The organism is Bradyrhizobium sp. CCBAU 45394 (assembly GCF_028128655.1).
Lineage (GTDB): Bacteria > Pseudomonadota > Alphaproteobacteria > Rhizobiales > Xanthobacteraceae > Bradyrhizobium > Bradyrhizobium diazoefficiens.
This window is the reverse complement of the sequence record NZ_LBIX01000165.1, coordinates 136937-156597: the sequence shown is the minus strand read 5'-3', so window position 1 is coordinate 156597 and position 19661 is coordinate 136937. Positions and strand designations below refer to the sequence as shown.

The 19661-nt window shown below is 57.3% G+C and carries 17 protein-coding genes and 4 pseudogenes; 13 read left to right on the top strand and 8 right to left on the bottom strand.

The genetic code is table 11. From position 1 onward, the window contains the following. Positions 1 to 17: 17 nt before the first annotated feature. Together tnpB and tnpA are read right to left on the bottom strand one after the other, a co-directional pair. Positions 18 to 365 (bottom strand): IS66 family insertion sequence element accessory protein TnpB, encoded by a 348-nt coding sequence (gene tnpB, locus WN73_RS22930; protein WP_271554951.1) that lies wholly within the window; start codon positions 363 to 365, stop codon positions 18 to 20. Beyond that, positions 362 to 760 carry an IS66-like element accessory protein TnpA gene (gene tnpA, locus WN73_RS22925; protein ID WP_271554950.1) on the bottom strand — a complete coding sequence of 133 codons (399 nt, stop codon included), beginning with the start codon at positions 758 to 760 and terminating at the stop codon, positions 362 to 364. The genes tnpB and tnpA overlap by 4 nt, the downstream gene beginning before the upstream one ends. Before the next feature lie 318 nt (positions 761 to 1078). Here tnpA and WN73_RS22920 point away from each other — a divergent pair, with 318 nt between their 5' ends. The 5 genes and pseudogenes from WN73_RS22920 (at position 1079) to WN73_RS22900 (ending at position 5688) form a co-directional block, all read left to right on the top strand. Then, positions 1079 to 1363 (top strand): aminopeptidase P family N-terminal domain-containing protein, encoded by a 285-nt coding sequence (locus WN73_RS22920; RefSeq protein ID WP_271554948.1) that lies wholly within the window; start codon positions 1079 to 1081, stop codon positions 1361 to 1363. A gap of 137 nt (positions 1364 to 1500) precedes the next feature. After that, entirely contained in the window at positions 1501 to 2682 is a 1182-nt protein-coding gene (locus tag WN73_RS22915; protein ID WP_442870127.1) for a M20 metallopeptidase family protein, read from the top strand. A 427-nt stretch (positions 2683 to 3109) separates the two neighbouring features. Next, positions 3110 to 4365: pseudogene (locus tag WN73_RS22910) on the top strand (Glu/Leu/Phe/Val family dehydrogenase). Between the two features lie 67 nt (positions 4366 to 4432). Then, positions 4433 to 5065 carry a dethiobiotin synthase gene (bioD, locus tag WN73_RS22905; protein WP_271554979.1) on the top strand — a complete coding sequence of 211 codons (633 nt, stop codon included), beginning with the start codon at positions 4433 to 4435 and terminating at the stop codon, positions 5063 to 5065. Positions 5066 to 5260: 195 nt separating this feature from the next. Further along, positions 5261 to 5688, top strand: a pseudogene (locus WN73_RS22900) (nuclear transport factor 2 family protein). Between the two features lie 107 nt (positions 5689 to 5795). Here the strand turns inward: WN73_RS22900 and WN73_RS22895 are convergent. The 3 genes from WN73_RS22895 to WN73_RS22885 all read right to left on the bottom strand — a co-directional run bounded on the left by WN73_RS22895 (position 5796) and on the right by WN73_RS22885 (position 8198). After that, a complete protein-coding gene (locus WN73_RS22895; protein WP_271554944.1) occupies positions 5796 to 6386 on the bottom strand; it encodes an anthranilate synthase component II in 591 nt (196 codons plus the stop codon). Continuing rightward, on the bottom strand, positions 6383 to 7777 hold the full coding sequence (gene pabB, locus WN73_RS22890) for an aminodeoxychorismate synthase component I (protein WP_271554942.1): 1395 nt from the start codon (positions 7775 to 7777) through the stop codon (positions 6383 to 6385). Before pabB ends, WN73_RS22895 begins: the two co-directional genes overlap by 4 nt. Positions 7778 to 7892: 115 nt before the next feature. After that, positions 7893 to 8198, bottom strand: coding sequence for a Dabb family protein (locus WN73_RS22885; RefSeq protein WP_271554941.1), 306 nt, complete (start codon positions 8196 to 8198; stop codon positions 7893 to 7895). A 471-nt stretch (positions 8199 to 8669) separates the two neighbouring features. On the opposite strand from WN73_RS22885, the gene bioB reads away from it, so the two are divergent. The 4 genes and pseudogenes from bioB to WN73_RS22865 all read left to right on the top strand — a co-directional run bounded on the left by bioB (position 8670) and on the right by WN73_RS22865 (position 12541). Continuing rightward, the gene (gene bioB, locus WN73_RS22880; RefSeq protein WP_271554940.1) at positions 8670 to 9656 is read left to right on the top strand and encodes a biotin synthase BioB; all 987 of its coding nucleotides are present in this window, start codon (positions 8670 to 8672) and stop codon (positions 9654 to 9656) included. Between the two features lie 40 nt (positions 9657 to 9696). Then, the gene (gene panD / locus WN73_RS22875) at positions 9697 to 10104 is read left to right on the top strand and encodes an aspartate 1-decarboxylase (RefSeq protein ID WP_271554939.1); all 408 of its coding nucleotides are present in this window, start codon (positions 9697 to 9699) and stop codon (positions 10102 to 10104) included. 21 nt (positions 10105 to 10125) lie between these two features. After that, positions 10126 to 11276, top strand: a pseudogene (locus tag WN73_RS22870) (8-amino-7-oxononanoate synthase). A 6-nt stretch (positions 11277 to 11282) separates the two neighbouring features. Next, positions 11283 to 12541 (top strand): annotated as a pseudogene (locus WN73_RS22865) (adenosylmethionine--8-amino-7-oxononanoate transaminase). A gap of 846 nt (positions 12542 to 13387) precedes the next feature. Here the strand turns inward: WN73_RS22865 and WN73_RS22860 are convergent. Beyond that, positions 13388 to 14212: a phosphotransferase gene (locus WN73_RS22860; protein ID WP_271554938.1), complete on the bottom strand. Its 825-nt coding sequence runs from the start codon at positions 14210 to 14212 to the stop codon at positions 13388 to 13390. Positions 14213 to 14708: 496 nt separating this feature from the next. On the opposite strand from WN73_RS22860, the gene WN73_RS22855 reads away from it, so the two are divergent. Next, a complete protein-coding gene (locus WN73_RS22855) occupies positions 14709 to 15497 on the top strand; it encodes a hypothetical protein (RefSeq protein ID WP_271554937.1) in 789 nt (262 codons plus the stop codon). A 310-nt stretch (positions 15498 to 15807) separates the two neighbouring features. Here WN73_RS22855 and WN73_RS22850 read toward each other — a convergent pair whose 3' ends face one another. Continuing rightward, positions 15808 to 16071 carry a hypothetical protein gene (locus WN73_RS22850; protein ID WP_271554935.1) on the bottom strand — a complete coding sequence of 88 codons (264 nt, stop codon included), beginning with the start codon at positions 16069 to 16071 and terminating at the stop codon, positions 15808 to 15810. A gap of 182 nt (positions 16072 to 16253) precedes the next feature. Between WN73_RS22850 and WN73_RS22845 the strand changes: the two genes are divergently transcribed. Then, entirely contained in the window at positions 16254 to 17426 is a 1173-nt protein-coding gene (locus tag WN73_RS22845; protein ID WP_271554934.1) for a restriction endonuclease, read from the top strand. Here the strand turns inward: WN73_RS22845 and WN73_RS22840 are convergent. Continuing rightward, positions 17423 to 17908, bottom strand: coding sequence for a hypothetical protein (locus WN73_RS22840; protein WP_271554933.1), 486 nt, complete (start codon positions 17906 to 17908; stop codon positions 17423 to 17425). The two genes, WN73_RS22845 and WN73_RS22840, sit on opposite strands and share 4 nt — an antisense overlap. Between WN73_RS22840 and WN73_RS22835 the strand changes: the two genes are divergently transcribed. Both WN73_RS22835 and WN73_RS22830 read left to right on the top strand, forming a co-directional pair. Next, the gene (locus WN73_RS22835) at positions 17901 to 18173 is read left to right on the top strand and encodes a hypothetical protein (protein WP_271554931.1); all 273 of its coding nucleotides are present in this window, start codon (positions 17901 to 17903) and stop codon (positions 18171 to 18173) included. The two genes, WN73_RS22840 and WN73_RS22835, sit on opposite strands and share 8 nt — an antisense overlap. A 363-nt stretch (positions 18174 to 18536) precedes the next feature. Further along, the gene (locus WN73_RS22830; protein WP_271554929.1) at positions 18537 to 19589 is read left to right on the top strand and encodes an extracellular solute-binding protein; all 1053 of its coding nucleotides are present in this window, start codon (positions 18537 to 18539) and stop codon (positions 19587 to 19589) included. The last annotated feature ends 72 nt before the right edge of the window (positions 19590 to 19661 follow it).

The window sequence follows — 19661 nt, the reverse complement described above, 5'->3', positions numbered from 1 at the left end:
TGGGATTATTGCGCAGCCTATCCGGCGCTCTGCGGCCGCCAGCTATGTTGAGGGTTGCGCCAGTCGATCGCCTCCAGCAAATAGCTCGTCTGAGCTGCGGTAAGTGACACCACGCCATCCACCGTCGCCGGCCAGATGAAGCGGCCACGGTCCAGTCGCTTGGCGTAAAGCGACAGCCCGACCCCGTCGTGCCAAAGCGCTTTGATCAGCGTGCCGGCACGACCACGGAACACAAAGACGTCGCCGGCAAAAGGATCTCGCCCCAGCCCCTCCTGCACCAGCAATGCCAGACCCTGCATGCCTTTGCGCATGTCGGTGTCACCGGTTGCGATCCAGATTCTCGCCCCTGCTGCGACCGGGATCATCGCCGCTCCAGCAGATCCAACACGCGAGACAACGCGGTCATATCGACGCCGGCATCAACGATCACGCGATAAGCCTTGCCGGAGACAATCTCCATGCGTCCGCTCGCCGACGTAGCTGTCGACTGCACTGGCGGAGGATCCGGCATCACCATCGCCGGCACAAAGCCGGGCCGAGGCTCCTCATCACCGCTCGCCCGGGCACCAAACGATCGCCGCCAAGTCAGGAGCAGCGAGCGCGAGATGCCGTATCGCCGGGCTGTCGATGAAACGGCCCGTGGGGCCTGCAAACTCTCCAGGACGATCTTGAGCTTCTCATCCTCGGTCCATCGACGACGCCGGCCAGTCTCAACAACCTCGAACCGCCCGACCTGAGCACTGCACTTATTGCTGTCCATAAGGGCTGTTACACAGCACTCGTCTTAACCTGACAAGGCGGCCGTCACCGGAGGGAGACCGCGCGCATGGGGCGGTCCCGACGAAGACGTAGATTGCGATCTCAAGATCGCGGCGCCAGATCGGGAGATCTCACGCGGAGCGAGCCGTGCAGCGGCATGCCATTGGCCATTTTCACTGGAACTCTGTTCCGGCCAAATTGGACCTTTTGCCTACCCCAACGGACAAATTCGATGGAGCCGAGACCATGATTATCAGCAAGGGGTGCAAGTATTCCCGCGATCAGAGTACCTGCGCAGGCTCGCCGGGTGAATTTGGAAATGGCACGGCGCGACATCGACGCATTTGTCGCAACGAACTCATCGAACATCACTTATCTTACTGGATACACAGCAAAATCAGCCTACGTCCCGTGTGTCGGCCCACTCATCGTCGAGCCACACGAAGTTATATGCGTTCGGCGCGTTCCAAGGGGCGCTGAGGCTTTTGCGCCCGCCAGTCGCGAAGTCAAATTGTATCGCCCGAAGTCAGGGCAACTACGGCGGGGATCTGCGGCGAGGGGCGTCACATTTTTGGACCACCGCCTTTGCGACTTTGGCGTGTGAATTTCCACGTCGAACCGCCGAAATTGCCTGAAACATGCGTGATTGAGCCGAAAGTGGTCGGATTTCTTCATCATAACGGGCTAAGTTTCGTCTGTGAATTGACCGGTCGGAAGGCGTGGATGAGAGAGCACACCGAAATGCGAGCGCGCACCAACAGCTTTTTGTCGGATGCCGAGCGCGACGCAGTGATCGAATTGCGGCATGCGATGCATCGCGAGCCCGAACTCTCGAATGCGGAATGGAAAACGCAGGAGCGGATACGCAGCGTGCTCCAGCAATTTGGTCTTAATTCTGCGAAAACCTTCCACAAGACCGGTTTGTACATCGACATTGAAGGCACCGCCTCCGGCCCAAAGCGCTCCATCGCGGTACGCGGCGATATCGATGCGCTACCGATTCAGGAAGCGCGCGCTGATCTCTCCTACGCATCACGGGTCAACGGGGTTATGCATGCGTGTGGTCACGACATGCACGGCTCGATCGCGCTCGGCACTGCACTCGCGTTCCATCGAATGCGCGGCAACTTCGCCGGGAAGGTGCGCGTCTTCTTCCAGCCGGCGGAGGAGGCCGAGCCGCTCGGAGGACGTACGGTGCAAGACGAGAAACTGCTGGACGGCTTCGACCATGCCGTCGGCTTCCACGTCGCTCCCGAGATTCCCGCTGGCAAATTTGGCGCGTGCGAGGGCGCGGTAACTAAGTCCGCCGACCAGTTCAGGCTTACCATTACCGGCAAGATGGCCCATGGCGCGGCGCCACATAAGGGTGTCGATGCCATCGCTATCGCCGCTGCCTTCGTCAACGAAGTCCAGAAGGTCGTCTCGCGCGAAATGCCGGCCGATGACGGGGCGGTTGTCACAATCGGTACCATTCACGGAGGCGAGGCGACCAACATCATCTGCCCTTCCGTCGTTATGGAGGGAACGATCAGAACTCGAAGCCCAGAACGTAGGGGGCGGCTGTGCCAGCGCGTCCGGGAAGTGGCCGAAGGTGCCGCCGCAATGCACCGTGGCCAAGCCGAGTGCGTCATCCGCTCAGGTGAGCCTCCTGTCATCAACGATGCCGAGATGGTGAGGCGTTTCCGCCAACTCGTTCAGGAAACGGCTGGCCCGGATGGCTTCAATGCCAGCAAGGAAGTAACAGGCAGCGACGATTTCGGCTTCTACTCGGCGTGCGTTCCCTCGATCTATTTTTGGTTTGGTAGTCACGCGCCCGGCAATGAATCACCCGTACACACGCCGACATTCGGAGCTTCGGATGACCTCGTCCTTCCGGCGACGGAACTCGCGGTCAAATATATCCTCGATTTGCTGAACTCCTGACAATCGGTCGCATCCGCAAGCCGAGGCTGAACGCCTCGCGATGGTAGTGCGCGAGAGTACCTATGCTGCATGCGAGGGCACCATGCCTGGTTTGCCGACCGATTGTCCGACCTGTGGGGCGGAGGAGCGGCGTGTCCGTCCTCCTTTTCATCAAAGTTCGCCGCGCTGCCCCGTGAAAAAGAACTTGAGACGCTCTGCGGCTTCAGCCTTGTGAGGGCGGTCACCATTCGCAATGCCTCGTGAAGCCGCGTCAGGCCACAGCGCGTCTCTGCGTGGGACAACACCGCCAGACCTCCCTCGAACACGTTCGTCGTAACTCTCCTCCCGCGGCGGACGCACTGGCCGCCCCCGTTTGGGGCGGCCATTTTTCCTATCGCTATGGGAGATCTCCAATCGGCGTAACGCCGACATCCTCCGATGAGTGCCCATGAACAGATCGATTTACGCCGGCCCCGTTTTCGAAATGGCCAAGCAGCAATTCGAGCATGTCGCCGATCACCTGCAAATACCTGAAATGGACAGAGATCGACTACTCTATCCCAAGCGCGCAATCGCGGTATCGTGCCCCATCACAGGGATGATGGCCGGACGGAGGTCTTTCAAGGGTACCGGGTACAACATCACCTGACGCTCGGGCCGACCAAGGGACGGAACGCGCTTCGCGCCGTCGGTCGATATCGGCGAGGTCGCTGCTCTGGCCATTTGGATGAGTTGGAAATGCGCCCTGGCAGGCCTTCCTTATGGCGGAGCAAAAGGGGGCATTACCGTTGATCCTTATGCGCTGTCGCCGCGCGAACTCGAAGCTCTATCGCGGCGGTACATGCAGCAGATGATCCCGTTCGTTGGCCCCCACACCGACGTCATGGCTCCGGATATGGGCACTAACGAACAGGTCATGGCTTGGTTCATGGATACCTATTCGATGTATCAGGGGCAGACGATCAATGAAATTGTCACCGGGAAGCCGATCTCCGCAGGAGGCACACTTGGCCGGCGCGAGGCGACAGGACGCGGCGTAGCCTATCTGGTCGGTCGCGCGCTCGACAACCGCGGGATTCGAGCTGATGGAGCAACGGCCATTGTACAGGGCTTTGGCAACGTGGCAGCGTATGCCTTGGCTGAAAGAGGTCTCAAAATCGTGGGTGTCAGCGATCACACCGCCGCATACTATGATCCGCCGGTCTCGATGTTGCTGCGCTACGCGGTCACATCACCGAACACGGGCGCCTTGCCGGCTTCTCCACTCAGAGCCTCATTGAGCCTTCGGAGTTGCTCGTCCAGAAGTGCGATGTCCTCGTACCGGCCGCAATCGAGCAGGTCATTACGGGCCGAAATGCCGCCGAACTCAAGTGCCGCATTCTTGCCGAAGGAGTGAATGGTCCAACGACGCCCGAAGCCGATGCGATCTTGGATGCACGACGCGACGAGATCTTGGTGCTGCCCGATATTCTTTGCAACGCAGGCGGCGTCATCGTCAGCTATTTTGAGTGGGTCCAGGATCTCCAGCGACTGTTTTGGGAGCAGGCGGAGGTATTCGATCGTCTCTACCGAATCCTCGAACGGTCCCTCCAGCAAACGATAGCGCGCGCGAAACGGGATCGGATTTCAAACCGAACGGCAGCCACGGCAATCGGAATTGGCGTGGTGCAAGGTGCCAAGCGAACCAGAGGTCTTTTTCCCTGATCAGGCGTCCTTCACGACCTAGACACCTCGATAGTGCAATCGAATAACGAGAGATAAAAAGTCGATGATGAGCCAGCGGATCGTGGTGACCGGTACGGATACCGGAATTGGAAAAACCGTGTTTTCCGCCGGGCTCGTCAACCTTCTCGGCGCCGATTACTGGAAACCCATTCAGGCTGGCCTCGAAGAGGAAACGGATGCCGAGTGCGTTGCACGGCTGGGCGAACTCTCACCCGATCGGATAGTGCCGGAGCGTTACCGGCTTCGGACGCCCGCTTCTCCGTATCACTCTGCGGAGATAGAAGGAGTTCGCATTGACCCGGACACGCTCGATGTCAGCCATACCGGCGAACGGCCGCTAGTGATCGAGGGGGCCGGCGGGCTGATGGTGCCGCTTACGCTGAGCTCGGTCTATGCTGATGTCTTTGAGCGATGGCGCATTCCGGTCGTGCTCTGTGCAAGAACGGCACTTGGCACGATCAATCACTCGCTGCTATCGATAGAAGCGCTACGAAAGCGCCAGGTCAGGATTCTTGGTATCGCATTTATCGGCGAACGTAATGCCGATACGGAGAGCTCAATCTGCGAAATCGGCCGGGTGCGCTGGCTGGGCCGGTTGCCTTGGCTCTCCCCCCTCACGCCAAACACCCTCCAGGCGGCGTTCAAAACTTCATTTCGTGTTGATGATTTTGTCAGATGAGCCCGAGCAAGGCGGATCCCGCTGCTTCGGTGGTGCGGCGGGATCCTAACCTCGCTGCGGGCGGGGACCATGGTGGTCCCGGAAGCCAAGTCAGCGCGCCTTTCCTGCTCCTTTCGGCCGGCTGTGCCGTTATGGCGCCACCTTGAACTGTCTTTGGACGTTTACGAAGCACTCCTCCTGAGAGAGTAATGAAAATTGGCAGAGCATTGCTTCTGGCGTCTATCGCGCACGTTGGTTCGTGCGATCAACGATCGGCATTTCGAGGATGTCGCGGTCCTCATCGACGAGAATGTCGACTGGGCGCTCTATGGTCCGATCGACATGTTTCCATTCCTCGGCCCGCGGCATGGTAGAGATGCCGCGATAGACGTGATCCGCCACATCTCAAGCCGCGTTCGAATCAGCCGTTTCGACCGCGAGATTGTCATGCTTGATGTCGAATCTGCCGCGTCCATGCTGCGCTGTTGCTTAACGGCGCGGGATTCCGACAGGCCGATCTCGATTCGCGCGGCGCAGTTCGCCCAATTCAGGCGGGCAGACTTATCAAGATGCACGTGCTCGTCGACACTCTTGATCTGGTCGAGCAGGCACTCGGTCGGCACATTCGCGTTCCCGGAGGATAAATGGCCTCGATGATGCCCTGGATTGCTTGCCTCTGGTATTTGATAAAGCCTTTGGCTAAGCGAGCAGCATTCACCTGGCCACCCGCTTGGGTGCGGAGCCTGACCCCCTACGTTTGAGCTCGAAAATTGTCAGCGAGCCGGAGAAAGTTCTCAAGCAATGCTTGCCCTTGTTCTGTAAGTACGGATTCCGGATGGAACTGTACTCCATAGGTTGGTTGATATTGATGCGCGAGCGCCATGATTTCGCCTTCCTGGGAACGAGCCGTCACCGAAAGAGTCTGTCCGCAAGACTCGTCCATCTCGACGATAAGAGCGTGATAGCGCCCTACGCAAAGCGGAAACGGGAGCCCGAAAAACAGCCCGCAACCATCATGCATTATGTACGAAGAACGGCCGTGCATAGGGCGGCGTGCACGTACAACCCGTCCACCGAAAGCACTTCCAATACATTGGTGTCCGAGGCAGATCCCGAGGATTGGGACACGGCCTGAAAGTTCCGAGACGATGGTAGTGGATATTCCCGCTTCACCTGGCGTGCAGGGCCCAGGAGAAATCACTATTGCGCGCGGTTTGAGACCAACGATCTCAGTGAGAGTGACTGCGTCGTTTCGGATAACCTCCGTTGTCTCACCAAGCCTGCGAAAGTAGCGGGTGATGTTGAAGACAAAGGAATCGTAGTTGTCGATGATCACAATCAAGATACACCAAATGTGTCGGCGGCAAATGCGTCGAAGATTCGCTGGGCCTTTGCAAGCGTCTCCTCATATTCAGCTTCTGGGTCCGATAGCGCCGTTATCCCGCTGCCAGCATGAAATTCGGCTACGTCATCGCAGATCGTTACCGTGCGGATCGCAACGTTTGTATCCATGTGTCCGTTGAAGCCGATGAAGCCGATGGCCCCGCAGTAGACCTGGCGCGCAACGCGCTCGATTTCTGCAATGACCTCCATCGACCGTACCTTGGGCGCACCGGTGATGGAGCCGCCCGGGAAACAAGCGCGGAGCAGGCTAACAGCGTCTTCGCCTTGTGCAAGCTCGCCCGTAACGGTCGAAACCAGATGGTGCACTGAGGCGTAGGATTCGAGGCCGCAGAGCACCGGAACTTCGACCGAATGCGCAGTGCAAACCCGCGACAGATCATTACGCAAGAGGTCGACAATCATGACATTCTCGGCCCGGTCTTTTTGAGACCGAACGAGAATGCTAGCTAGCCGCTGGTCTTCCGCAGAATTGGCGGAGCGCGCGATAGTACCCTTGATGGGACGCGTTTCGACTATTCGGTCATCTAGCTTTAGGAAACGTTCCGGCGAACTCGATGCAATTGTCAGTTGGCCGTAACGCAGGAACGCCGCGAAAGGTGCCGGGTTCACTGAACGCAGCCTACAGTAGAATGCGACCGGATCGAATGAAGCCGGTATCCTGGTTCTAAACCGTTGCGCGATATTTGCTTGGAAGATATCGCCGGCCAGAATCAAGTCAATCACGCGCCGAGCCGCGGCTACGTAGGTCTCCCGACCGAAGTTCGACAGCCAGCCATCTACCGGACTGGACAAACTACCCCGCAGCGGCACCGAGTTGGCGAGGAGAGTTGCAAATTCATCGGCCCGACGAAGTGCACGATACTTTTGACGCTCAGGGTCGTGTTCCGGCCAGCCGGTAGAAATGATCCAGCATCGTTTATCGGTGTGGTCATAGCTGATGACCACGTCATAGAAATGCAGTATGGATTGTGGCACGCATTGATCAAAACTTGGAATCGCCGGCAACCGTTCCAATGTCCTGTTGAGGTCGTAAGAAAAGAAGCCCGCGGCGCCTCCCTGGAAGGGCGGGAGCGCGGAACGAGGCCGCAGGGAATACTTCGCAAGTAGCGAGCGAAGAACATTCCAGGGATCGCCCTTTAAAGAAATTCCGTTCCAGGTCGCTTGTCCGTCCGCGACCATATAGGTGCCGAACGGATCACAGGTCACATATGAGTAGCGCCCAAGCGAGCCGTGCCTCGAAGCACTGTCTAGGAATGTGAGATGCGCCCGCTGCGCGAGACATCGCATCGCTGTGACAGGTTCAACCCACTTCAATTCGCGGACGTGCATCGGGCTTGAAATTAAGAACGGGGCCGTTGGGAGATGGGCGTCGCCCTATTCATCAACGGATTGTTTCTCTGGCTCAACAGGGCCAGTGCACTCGATCTCGCAGGCGCCCTGCTGTTCACGTGCGATCGGAATCCGGTGACGCCTCGTAGTCAGCTGCCAACCGGAGTTCGCGGAGCGGCCGGACCCGCCTGATCGATTCCTGATATAACTCATGCGCTTTGTAAGCTGCGAGCTGCGTCTCGTTATCAAACTCGCCATAAACCACGACGTCGACGTCGTTGCCGAGCTGATCGGCCTTGCGATTGCGGGCAACCTCGAGCCGGCGTGCATGGGGGATTCTGGCCAGTATCGATAGACCTTCGACTATCTCTTGGATGCGAGCCTCATCCTTGGCGGTGAATAAGACGACGTGGCGAATCATGAGCACTCGAGGGTGGTCGCTTGAGTGAGGCGCATGACTATCTGAAGATCAAACGGGCTGCAATACGTACAGCGCCAGCTTGCAAAAAGGGGGGCCTGTCGCAGCTATGGCTTAATTCGTGCAATTTCCATTCATGGGCCAAGGAGCCAAGAGTGTCGGCCACAATGGTGGATAGCCGTGAAAAGTTCATCTGACATGCCGAAACTGTCGTCCCGCATCTCGCGTGCCGTCCTCGATGACAAGTGAAGTGTACAAACGGTCGGTCGGCAACTGCCACAGGTCCGCGGTCCCATTGGTTCGGTTGGGATTGAATATGCTCGTGCGGCGTTCTCGAAACGAGCGATAGCCCGGTGTAGCCGAAAATCTGCGCAAAGTCCGTAGACGTTGCCTGACAACCTCGCATCTTGTCACAAGCGGAGGATTTTCTTCATGACGACACGGGTAAGGTTACGGTCTTAGACAGGGGCGCTCATGATTGCTGAAGTACCGGCGGGCGAAAACGAAAGCCGCAGGAGTCCGATGGCCCGTGGAAATTGGCTCCGCGCCGAGGCGGAAGCCGTCTACAACTTGCCCTTTGCCGACCTGATGTTTCAGGCGCAGACCGTTCATCGTGAAAACTTCAATCCGAACCGCCTCGAAGCTGCAAGCTTGTTAAGTATCAAGACCGGCGGCTGTCCGGAAGATTGCGGCTACTGTTCGCAGAGCGCGCACTATGACACGGGCGTGGAAGCGACTCGGCTGATGGATCCCGATCACGTGATCAGCGCGGCGCGGCATGCCAAGCACGCCGGCGCGACTCGGTTCTGCATGGCCGCGGCCTGGCGCAGTCCAAAGGACCGTGAACTCGATCGGGTTTGCAAGTTGGTCAGCACAATTAGAAATCTCGGCATGGAAACCTGCGCCACGCTGGGCATGTTAACGGCCAAGCAGGCTGCTCGGCTTGCCGAGGCCGGGCTCGATTTCTACAATCACAATATCGACACTTCGCCCGAATTCTACGGCAAAATCATCACGACTCGTACCTTGCAGGATCGGATCGCTACGCTTGCTCATGTTCGCGCCGCCGGCATCAAGGTCTGCTGCGGCGGCATCGTCGGCATGGGAGAAGGCGTCGAAGATCGACTTGGCATGCTTCTGTTACTCGCTAATCTTCCAAGCCATCCCGAAAGCGTCCCGATCAACCTGTGGAACAAGGTCAAAGGCGTTCCGGTCAACGACACTGCGGAACGTCTCGATGGCATCGCGCTGGTACGGTTGGTCGCGACTGCTCGCATAATGCTGCCGAAGAGTGTGGTTCGGCTGTCCGCCGGGCGACAATACATGACCGACGAATCGCAGGCGCTTTGCTTTCTTGCCGGTGCAAATTCGATATTCATCGGCGATGTGCTCTTGACAACCAAAAACCGACAGCGGGAGTGCGATGCGCAATTGCTGCACCGGCTTGGGATCACGCTTTGAGCGGTTCACCCGGTATGCACAATTCCAGATTGGGTGTCGAATGCAAGTTACTCTGATGAAGGGCAAGATCCATTGCGCTTCAGTGACCCAAGCCGATTTGCACTATGACGGATCGGTATCGATCGACCGAGCGTTGATGGAAGCGGCAGGGTTTTTAATCAACGAACGCGTCGAAATTTACAACATCGAAACCGGCGCGCGATTCGCTACATATGTGATCGAGGCGCCTCGAGGATCTGGCACGATAGACCTGAATGGCGCGGCTGCGCGACTGGCGATGCCGGGAGAGAAGGTAATCATCGTGGCGTATGCATTGTTCGATAAAGCGGAAGCCGAGACATTTAGGCCCCGCGTCGTCCTGGTCGATCGCGACAATCGCGTTTTGTCATTGGAAGTCAGCCAGCAGAGGCCGGCATCTGTTGATCTGCCCGCAGTGCACAGTTCGTAGCTACGTGGCGGGCGGACAAAAATGAATAGAACGCATACGAAAGCGCCAAGGTACATTGCTGCCTTGCATGCCCTGAAGGAGGACGGCCGATTACGTGCGCTTAGCCCCCGCGCGGGCATCGATTTTGTGTCGAACGACTATCTGGCTCTTGCGAGCGCGCCACGCATAAGAAAGGCTGTTTCCGACGCAATTGAGGCCGGTACGCCCATCGGGGCGGGCGGTTCGCGGTTGCTGCGCGGAAATTGCGAGGAGCATGAGCGTCTCGAGGCAGAAGCCGCTCAGTTTTTTGGAGCAGAAGCCGCGCTCTACTTTGGCGCAGGCTATGTCGCAAATTTTTCCGTCCTGGCGACACTCCCGCAACGTCGAGATTTCTTGTTCTAGATTCTCTGGTGCATGCAAGCATTCACGAGGGCGCACGAGCCGGCCGAGCCGAATTTCGAATAAGCGCTCATAACGATCCGCAGTCGATCGAAACCACAATTCGCGATTGGCGAACCCACGGCGGAATGGGCCGTATCTGGATCGTTGTCGAAAGTCTTTACAGCATGGACGGCGATTTGGCGCCGCTGGCAGATATCGCGGCAATCGCAGATCGGAATGAAGCGTTCCTGTTGGTGGATGAAGCGCATGCAACAGGCGTATACGGCGAACAGGGGCGCGGACTCACAGCACCTTACAAGGGCCACGAAAATCTATTGGTCGTTCATACCTGCGGCAAAGCACTGGGCGCGGCCGGTGCACTCGTCACGATGACGACCGCCATGCGCGACTTCATGGTCAACCGATGCCGCCCATTTGTGTTCGCAACCGCGCCTTCACCAATCCTAGCCGTTGCCGTGCGAGAGGCACTCCTAATCCTACAGCAAGAACCCGAGCGTCAGCAGGCGCTGGCAAGCCTGGTAACCTTCGCCCACCGAGAGATGGAAAGGCACGGTTGGTACAGTCCTTCGAAGTCGCAGATCCTGCCTTACATCGTCGGCGACAACGACCGCGCGATGCGACTCGCGTCCGCGATGCAGGCCCGCGGCTTCGATGTCCGCGGAATCCGCCCGCCGACCGTGCCGGTAGGTACAGCCAGATTGCGAATTTCGCTAACGCTCAACGTCGGAGAAGAGGAAATTCGTTCAATGCTCGATACGCTCAGTCAGGAAATACGAGTTGGTGGCTACTAGCAAATCATGCTGAACAAGAGGTCGCCAATCTGGCATCCGTACACGCAACACGCGCTTCAGTCGGAAGAAACGAAGATCGTCGGTGCTAACGGTGCCTACTTGTTTGCCGCGGATGGTCGCCGTATCATTGACGCCATCTCCTCTTGGTGGATCGTGACTCATGGCCACTGTCACCCACACATTGTGAACGCGATTCGAGAACAGGCTGGCAAGCTCAACCAAATAATCTTTGCGGGCCATACTCACGATCCGGCTGAAGAGCTCGCGGCTCTTCTTCTGGAGCTTACTCCGCCTGGTCTCGACTACGTGTTCTTCTCCGACAGCGGGTCAACCAGCGTCGAGGTGGCACTGAAGATGGCGCTTGGCTATTGGCGCAACATTGGTGAGCCACTGACCGGATCATTGTGGTTGAGCATTCATATCACGGCGATACCGTAGGAGCGATGTCGGTTGGCGCCAGGGGGGTGTTTAACGCTGCGTACGCGCCTCTTTTGTTCGATGTTGTCTCAATTCCATTCGCTGCGGCGAACCGCGAACAACAGACCCTCGACGCCCTTGAATCGGCTTGCCGAAACGAAGCACCAGCAGCGTTCATCGTAGAACCGCTTGTAATGGGCGCGGGCGGAATGCTGATGTATTCCTCATCTGTCTTGAGAGAGATGAAGCGAATCTGCGAAGCCTCGATCGTCTTGTTCATCGCGGACGAAGTTATGACCGGTTGGGGCCGCACCGGGACACTATTCGCATGCAAGCAAGCGAATGTTGCGCCCGATATCGCCTGCTATTCGAAAGGTCTGACCGGCGGCTCGCTGCCACTGGCGGTAACGCTCTGTCGCGCAGATATCTTTGATGCTCACTATTCAACGGATCGCACACGGACATTCTTCCACTCTAGTTCATATACCGCGAACCCGGTAGCCTGCGCCGCCGCGAAAGCCAACCTGGACATCTGGCGCGACCAGGAAACTCGTGAGCGCGTGGCGTTGGTCGCCACGATGCAGGAACGTGCAATCGAAACGTTTCGCGCAGATCCGCGTTTCGCAAATGTTCGTAGGACCGGCACGATTACCGCACTCGATCTAAAAACGAGCGATGTTGGCTATCTCGCGATGATTGGCCAGAAACTCCAAACGTTCTTCAAGGAGCGAGGTCTATTGCTTCGCCCGCTCGGCAAGATCTACGTGATGCCACCGTACTGCGCAACAGAATCGGATCTTGTTGAAATATACGCCGGCATTCTGGATGCGGCCGACCAGTTGGCTTGAGGACGGTGGGTTTCGCGAGCGCAACGGGGCGCTCCGTTGGACAGTGGAGTTCTGCGCAGCGTTGTCGCAGGCTTCGCGTCGCGACTCCTAGAAGAGGCCTCAGACAAACTCAGAGCAACTCGCGGACTTCCCGCGCCTGCAATTCATCGTCGCCTCGGACGCAGGGGTCGCAGATTCGAATCCTGCCACTCCGACCATTATTTCAAGTACTTATAGAATTCGCTGGCGCCGTGGTCGAAAGTCGCCGGTATCGGCGCGTCACAGGCGCCGAGCGCGGTGCTATCGTTTACATGTCCGCAGCGCAAGGGTCTTGGGTTGAACCTCAGTAGCGAGCTTACCAAGGCGGATTGAGATCAGTGTGGGCGAGCAAACCAAGACCCGGCGCGACCCCCGAGGTCATCGCGACGTGGTGATTGCGCGCGTTGAGATGGCTCAGCGCGCTCCGATATCTGCAAGGCGGCCTTGATGCAGCCATCGACCGCCTGCCACGCTAGTAGAAACTGCAAACTGAGTTTGCAGCTTGAATCAATCTGCTTACAGAATATGAAGAAGCGTTGACATCCGTGCACGTCTCGATCATTCCGCTTCTCGGCCGTGGGCGACCAGCCAACGCGCTTGAAGTCGGCACGGTTCTCTTCAATCGAGATCGCATGCTTGGCGTATTCGTCATCTGGTTACGACGGTGGGCATATCGCCATGAATGATGGTGGCATCCAAGGTCGAGCCTCCATCTCGATGGAGGCCTCGCTGGCGCGCCGCCAGCTGCTCTCAGATTGACGAAAACGAGACGGAGCGTTCTTTTACTTCGCCTTTCCGGCGGTAACCATGTCGGGATAAACCTGCCCGCTATCTTTCCGCGCATCGCGCTGAAGCGAGCGCGGCAGCAGCGAGGACTTTCCTTTGGTCAGGACGCCAGCCAGCCGGAACTCCGAGGAGCTTTAACGAGTGCAGTCCGACCGCGATGAAGTAATTTAAAGCCAAAGGTGTGCTGAACCGCGTAATCGCTGCCTTTCGCAATTCCCGGATCGGCTCGACATATTCCGGCGCCCCCGCAATGACCTGATTGGGATCGTGGAGCAATTTCATCTCTATCTCAACAAGATCGATGAGTTTGAAATCCGGAAATGCGGTCGTTCGAAATTCAAGCCGTATCGATGATTCAAGGGATACGAAGTCTTTGTAGCAGTGGTCGAGGCCGGAATACTCGAAATCGATCATCGCGAGATTGCGGCCCGAGCTGTCGATAAAGATGTTATTTGCGTTCAAGTCACCGTGACCGAAGCACAATTCGATTTGTCCGGCCCCCTTCTTTGCAAGTGTTCGGCGCAGCGATCCGCATTCGAACGTTCTAAAGCGGATGGCATCCGTTGATACAGTGCTCGACACACCCTCGTCGGCGCCAACCTCCGAAAGAACCGCGCGTAGACCGGCAAGCCTTCTGTCATCCTTCGATAGCTTGTACTCCTCTGAATTTGAGAAGTAGTCGTCTAACCGCTGCGGCTTGGCCTTCTTCAGCGTGTACCACGCGGTTGCGTTCGATGAGAAAATCCGTTGACCCAACAAGAGCGAGAAGATTACGACCGGCTCATGGTTGTTCCCCAGGAGAGCCAGGAGATCGGGAACGCTTAAACGAGATTCGCGACAAAGCGGGCAACGCGATGTACCCTCCAAAGGAATCGCTCTATCCGCTCGTGCGGGCTGTGCCGCTACCACCGGAGAAGGGGGAGCGCTGCCGTCGACTTCTTCGATGCGGTTGCAGCGGGAGTGTCGCGGAGCGAATTGGCCAAGCGCAGTTCGTGATAATTCGACCGAGAATATACATTTTGCCTTAGGCGGACGTTCGTGGCAGCCGATGATGGCGTTGCGCCGGATGATTTGAGCGCATTATAGATTAAGCGAATGTGCGGACGTGTAAGTCGGCGACTCAATGTTGAGGAACTATGGACGAGAATGCTGAGGAAAGAGCGCAGGCCGCCTTGGATGCTATGGAGAATCATCAGCGCAATGTCACGTAGCCGAGACCTGAAGCGCGCCCGTTCAAGGGGTTGCGGTGTAGTATTGGCGCCAAGGTACCGATTCGGACGAGTAAGGCCATAAAGCAAAATTAGCGCGGCGGCTAGGGACGGGTCTCAACATGATAGAAATAAGCGAAGATCGCAGGCTCAAAATGCTCGAGTTTTTCTGTCGGCATCTGATTGGCCTGGGCGTGACGTACAGACACAAGAACGCAGAAGATGCCAGCATGCCGGCCCGCTTCTCTGTGAGTTCGGGTACATTGATTTCAATACATGGATTGATCTGCTTCCTGACGGCCGGCCACGTTTTGAAGGCGCTGGATAAACTTCGAACCCATGATCAGGTCGAGGTTGAAAGCGCATCATTGGTCGATACGTTGGGATGGAAGCGCGTCAGCAATGTTCCGATTCCGTTTGACCTTAAGAATGCCCGACTATTCTATATCGACGACGTGGAAGACGGTCTTGATTTTGGGGTGATCATGCTTGAAGCGCATCACGTCGGACTCCTTGCAAAGAATGGTGTCATTGCGCTGGGCGAAGAGAACTGGAATCGGCAGCACACGGTTCGATTTGACGGCTTTGCGATGCTCGGGTTTCCGGAGGAGTATACGTCGCAGCGGGTGTCCGCATCGGGCGACGGTACCGTGTCGCCGGTGATGTTTGGCATCAAGCGGCTTGAGGCGCCGCCGTCGGACCGAGCGTCTACTCGCTATCCCCAGTTTGTTGCGCAGATCAATCCCGAGCTGCCTCTCAAAAGTGTCGAGGGGATGAGCGGTGGACCGATCTTTGGATTTAGGCAAGACGGAGAGGAGTTGCGCTATTGGGTGGTTGCGTTGCAAAGCTCGTGGGATCGTCAGCGACGGATTACCTATGGATGTGATCTGCCGCTGTTGGCCTCGCTCATGACCGAATGGGCTGGTGACTCTGTGTCTGCCTAATCAAGCTTGAATGGCGTAAGCGGACAGAAAGCGAGCCCCACAGTTCGTGGGGCTCGGTGGTATCGATGATGGCTGGCGATCACACGGGGCTTGTGAGGCCCCGCTTGATTACCGCGAGTGCGGCATCGATCGTTCCGACTGTGCCGCGCACGATCTCTTGCGTAAGGAGTTGAGGCTCTTGGTCATCGACGGTTGTCGCCGTCATCGACACATAGACCCCTTCCGTCGGCGAGTGGCGCGAGTTCGATGCTAAAGAACTCCGCACTCCTGATCACTGGGGCAGTCGAACTCGGACTCTGAGACCTAGCCACTACCGGCCCCTGCGACCGGTGCCACCTCGCCGATCCGGTTCCCGCTGGCGCGGCGCGCTCTGCTCCGCGGGATCATCCTCGGAAACCTCGCGGCAGACAAGTTTGCCGTCGAGCGGGAAGACTTGCAGCATCATATTCAAGCCCTTGCTGTCCTTGTGAGGGAACACAAGGCCGAGGTTCAGCCAGAAGTCATCCTGGCCCTCGCGTTTGATCACGCTGTAGGCGCGGTGCGTGGGTTGCTTTGCGTCACTATTGTCCGCCATGTGAACACTCCTTTGGTGAGCGGATTGCGATGTCCTGCGTGGGCAGGCGTCAGGACGCACGGCCTGATGCCTGCCAGCGCGACTCGCAAATCGAGAATGGGCGGAGGTCTGTTTGCAGGGTACCCGGGAGCGTCGCTTCGTCAAGGAAGCGGATTTGGCAACTGGTATGGTATAGAGGCGCTATGGTAACGCCGACTCGCACCCTTGGTCCCCTGCACCTTGAAGACCTCGAACCTCATCGGTTCGAGGATCTCGTGCGTCAGTTGATTTACGACTTCCGCAATTGGCGTGCGCTTGAACCCACCGGCCGATCCGGTTCGGACGATGGGTTTGACGCACGGGGCTTTGAAGTGGTCTCCGGGGAAGCGCAGGTCGAGCCGGATGAAACAGAAGGCGATGGCGAAGTTTCGAGCGCATCGTCCGCAGAGGATCGGGTGTGGCTCGTTCAATGCAAGCGCGAGCAGAAAATCCCTCCAAAGAAGCTGGTCCGATATCTCCGCGATATTCCGGAGAGCGAGCGGGGCGGTCTATACGGATTGATATTCGTCGGCGCGAGTGACTTTTCTAAGCTCGCGCGCGATAGCTTCCGCGCGACGGCTCGTGAACTCGGATTCGCGGAGGCCTACTTGTGGGGGAAGGGCGAGGTCGAAGACATGCTCTTTCAGCCGAAGAATGATCATCTTCTGTTTGCATATTTTGGTGTCTCGCTGCAGATGCGTAGACGGCAACTTAAGACGGATGTCCGCGCGAAACTCACAACGAAGCGAAAAGCACTTCGGATGCTGAATGAGCACAGTCCGGCCCTCATACGGGACGCGGCTGATGATCGTTACCCCTTTCTCGACGAAGACAAAGGTAAGCCTCGGGTTGAGCGTGGGCAATGGATCGTGCGGAATTACAGCGGGTGTTTCCATGATGGGCTGCACTTCGTGACGCAACGGCACTTCGCGTTCCTTGACGATGACGGAGTGCACTGGGACTACGCGGAGACTGTCGATGACTCGATCGTCTCAGGGCACCTGAACCCCTGGTGCGCAGAGGATGAAGATCAGTACGCACGTCGTAGCACCATGATGGAGATTTGGGATAAATTCCCCGAGAAAAATAAGGCGTGGTTCGAAGTCGAGCATATACTGCCGTTCGAAAACATTCTCGATATTGACGATAAAGGCGACGATTGGGCTGAAGTACCGCACATCTACACGACGGCATTTCACCCCGAGAATGGCCCATTCCGAACCTACGTAACTTTGTCGCTCGAAACAATCGAGCGATATGCAAGGCGACGCGGTCAACCCGACGAGGACAAGCGCGTCGAGAAATTCCCTCGGAAGCTGACGCAGGACGGTAGCTAGGCAAGCGAGGTGCGCCTACCATTTGCTTCCTGCCACACTTGTCCGACTGGACTGGCGCTGAGAAGTGCCTCACGGGTGGGGAACAGAAACAGTGCCGCTCCCGGGCTGCGCGGAATAGGAATCCGGTTCAGCGCCTCGATCATCGATTTCTTCCGGTATTCGTCGGTAGTCACCGTCAGCACGCGAAAGCTTTTCCATCCGAACGATTGCGAGTGCTGCTTCGCCGCGTAGGCGGTGATATACGTGCGCATTTTCCGCTCGAAGCTGGCCTTAGCATCAGCCGCATACTCAGTGCGATGAAACGCCTCGATGCCCCAGATGAGGTTTACGAAACGATGCTCCGGGTAGAGCGACAAACCGCGGCGCGTGCCCAAGTACAAATAGAAGCCCGGCCCGAATTCCTCGCGCTTCTGCTTCCAATTGGACCAGATGTCGCCGAACGCGTCGCGCACGTTCGGAAAGTGAGTAAGACAGGTGTTCAATTTTGCAGCTTCTGCTGCCTTGTTCGGCCGGAACGGTGAAGGTCTCGCCCTGTTCGATCCTCACGGCGACCTGGCTCTTGCCGCGTTGAGCCACGTGCCGAAACGTCGAAGCAACATCCTCGTCTATGTCGACCCGGCCAATCGCGATTGGCCGATTGGCTTCAATCCCCTCGCGGATGACCGCGCGCTCCAGGGATACAGACGGCGTGTCGGGCGGACCCGACGCAGGATTCCTGCTGCCATAAGCCAATTATTGCTCAAATAACCGCTGAAAGTAGCTAGCTTCAGTCGCATCGAGTTCGCTCGTTCAGGCGGTACGGTAGGGGCGCTGATCCTCTGTGGATGCGGCACTCGAGACGTCTGACGAGTTCTTGTGCGTCATGGTTTGTGGCGGCCAGTTGGGTGGCGCCGGCAAGCTTATGGGGTTTGAGAAGGACTCGGTGTGTTGGTCACTTGAGACGGTGCCGGCGCATGCAGACGTCGTGCTTATCGGTGCGCGGAGAGATTGTCGGTCAAACAGCCGTTGCGGTCGTTCGATCAGTAGGTGCTCGGAATCTTTGCGTGAGAGGCTCATTGGGCCAATCTCGACGCTCGCTTTTGTGTGGTCAAGAGAGAGAAGAGGGACAGAATGGAGAGGCGTGCGTTTCTGAAGGTCGCGACAGTCGCAGCAGCCGGCACCCTGGCTGCGCCCTATGTCCGTGGCCAATCAAAGAAGTTTTCCGGAATCACGCTACGCGTCAACGGATATGGTGGCCTTTATGATGAGGCGCTCAAGAAGAGCGTAGCCGCGCCGCTTGAGGAGAAGTACGGCCTCAAAGTGCAATTCATTCCCGGCACGACGTCGGCAGATTTCGTCAAACTCATCGCGAATAGAGAGAACCCGCCGTATGACTTGTTCATGGGCGATAGTCCCAACATGGTCGAGCTTATCAATGCGGGTATAATTGAAGAAATCAAGGTGGCGGAGGTTCCGAACGTCAAGCGGATACTTGAGGGATTCCGCGAATTTGGAGAGTATGGGGTCCCATTCAGCGTCGCGTCTGTCGTTCCGGTCTACAATTCGAAGTATATCAAACAGCCACTTACCTCATACTCGGATATTGCGCGTGCGGATTTGGCTGGTCGCGCGGTCATTATGGCTCCGGCTACGTACGGCAGTCTCCTGACACTTCTTGGCATGGCTGAGGAAAATGGAGGTTCGATCTCGAATGTTGAGCCTGCATTGAAGGTGATGAGGGCCGCTAAACCGAACATTCTCGCCCTTGCGCAGACAAACGTCGCCGAGGTTCAGATGTTTCAGAACGAAGAGGTCTATGCCGGCATATTCTGGGATGGGCGTGCCCACGAGTTGCGCACTAAAGGTATTCCCGTCGCAACTGTTGTCCCGCCTAAAGGCGTTTACGCGGTCATCAGCTACATCAATGTCGTCAAGGGTATCAAGTATCCTGAGGCCGCATACGCGTACGCGGAGCAGTTGCTCTCCGACCAAGGCATTCTCGGGGTGCCCCAGGCACTTCGGTATGGCGTAACAACCGACGTCAAATTGCCCGAAGAGCTCCGTCAGGATCTCTTGTTCAACTCGCCCGAACGGATTGCGTTGAAAAAGAGAGTCGAATGGGAAAAGCTTATAGCTAACCGAAGTTCTTGGATCGAAGAACTCAACAAAATAATTCGAACTTAGGCGGGCGAAGCCGACGCTGGTCGCGGCTTCTCCAAGGTCGTCGCTTCAAGGCGGACGACCGAAGGAGCATGT

Coding starts and splice junctions, on each gene's coding strand:
- tnpB (WP_271554951.1), bottom strand. CDS start 365: ATGATCCCGGTCGCAGCAGGGGCGAGAATCTGGATCGCAACCGGTGAC.
- tnpA (WP_271554950.1), bottom strand. CDS start 760: ATGGACAGCAATAAGTGCAGTGCTCAGGTCGGGCGGTTCGAGGTTGTT.
- WN73_RS22920 (WP_271554948.1), top strand. CDS start 1,079: ATGGCACGGCGCGACATCGACGCATTTGTCGCAACGAACTCATCGAAC.
- WN73_RS22915 (WP_442870127.1), top strand. CDS start 1,501: ATGCGAGCGCGCACCAACAGCTTTTTGTCGGATGCCGAGCGCGACGCA.
- bioD (WP_271554979.1), top strand. CDS start 4,433: ATGAGCCAGCGGATCGTGGTGACCGGTACGGATACCGGAATTGGAAAA.
- pabB (WP_271554942.1), bottom strand. CDS start 7,777: ATGCACGTCCGCGAATTGAAGTGGGTTGAACCTGTCACAGCGATGCGA.
- WN73_RS22885 (WP_271554941.1), bottom strand. CDS start 8,198: ATGATTCGCCACGTCGTCTTATTCACCGCCAAGGATGAGGCTCGCATC.
- bioB (WP_271554940.1), top strand. CDS start 8,670: ATGATTGCTGAAGTACCGGCGGGCGAAAACGAAAGCCGCAGGAGTCCG.
- panD (WP_271554939.1), top strand. CDS start 9,697: ATGCAAGTTACTCTGATGAAGGGCAAGATCCATTGCGCTTCAGTGACC.
- WN73_RS22855 (WP_271554937.1), top strand. CDS start 14,709: ATGCTCGAGTTTTTCTGTCGGCATCTGATTGGCCTGGGCGTGACGTAC.
- WN73_RS22850 (WP_271554935.1), bottom strand. CDS start 16,071: ATGGCGGACAATAGTGACGCAAAGCAACCCACGCACCGCGCCTACAGC.
- WN73_RS22845 (WP_271554934.1), top strand. CDS start 16,254: ATGGTAACGCCGACTCGCACCCTTGGTCCCCTGCACCTTGAAGACCTC.
- WN73_RS22830 (WP_271554929.1), top strand. CDS start 18,537: ATGGAGAGGCGTGCGTTTCTGAAGGTCGCGACAGTCGCAGCAGCCGGC.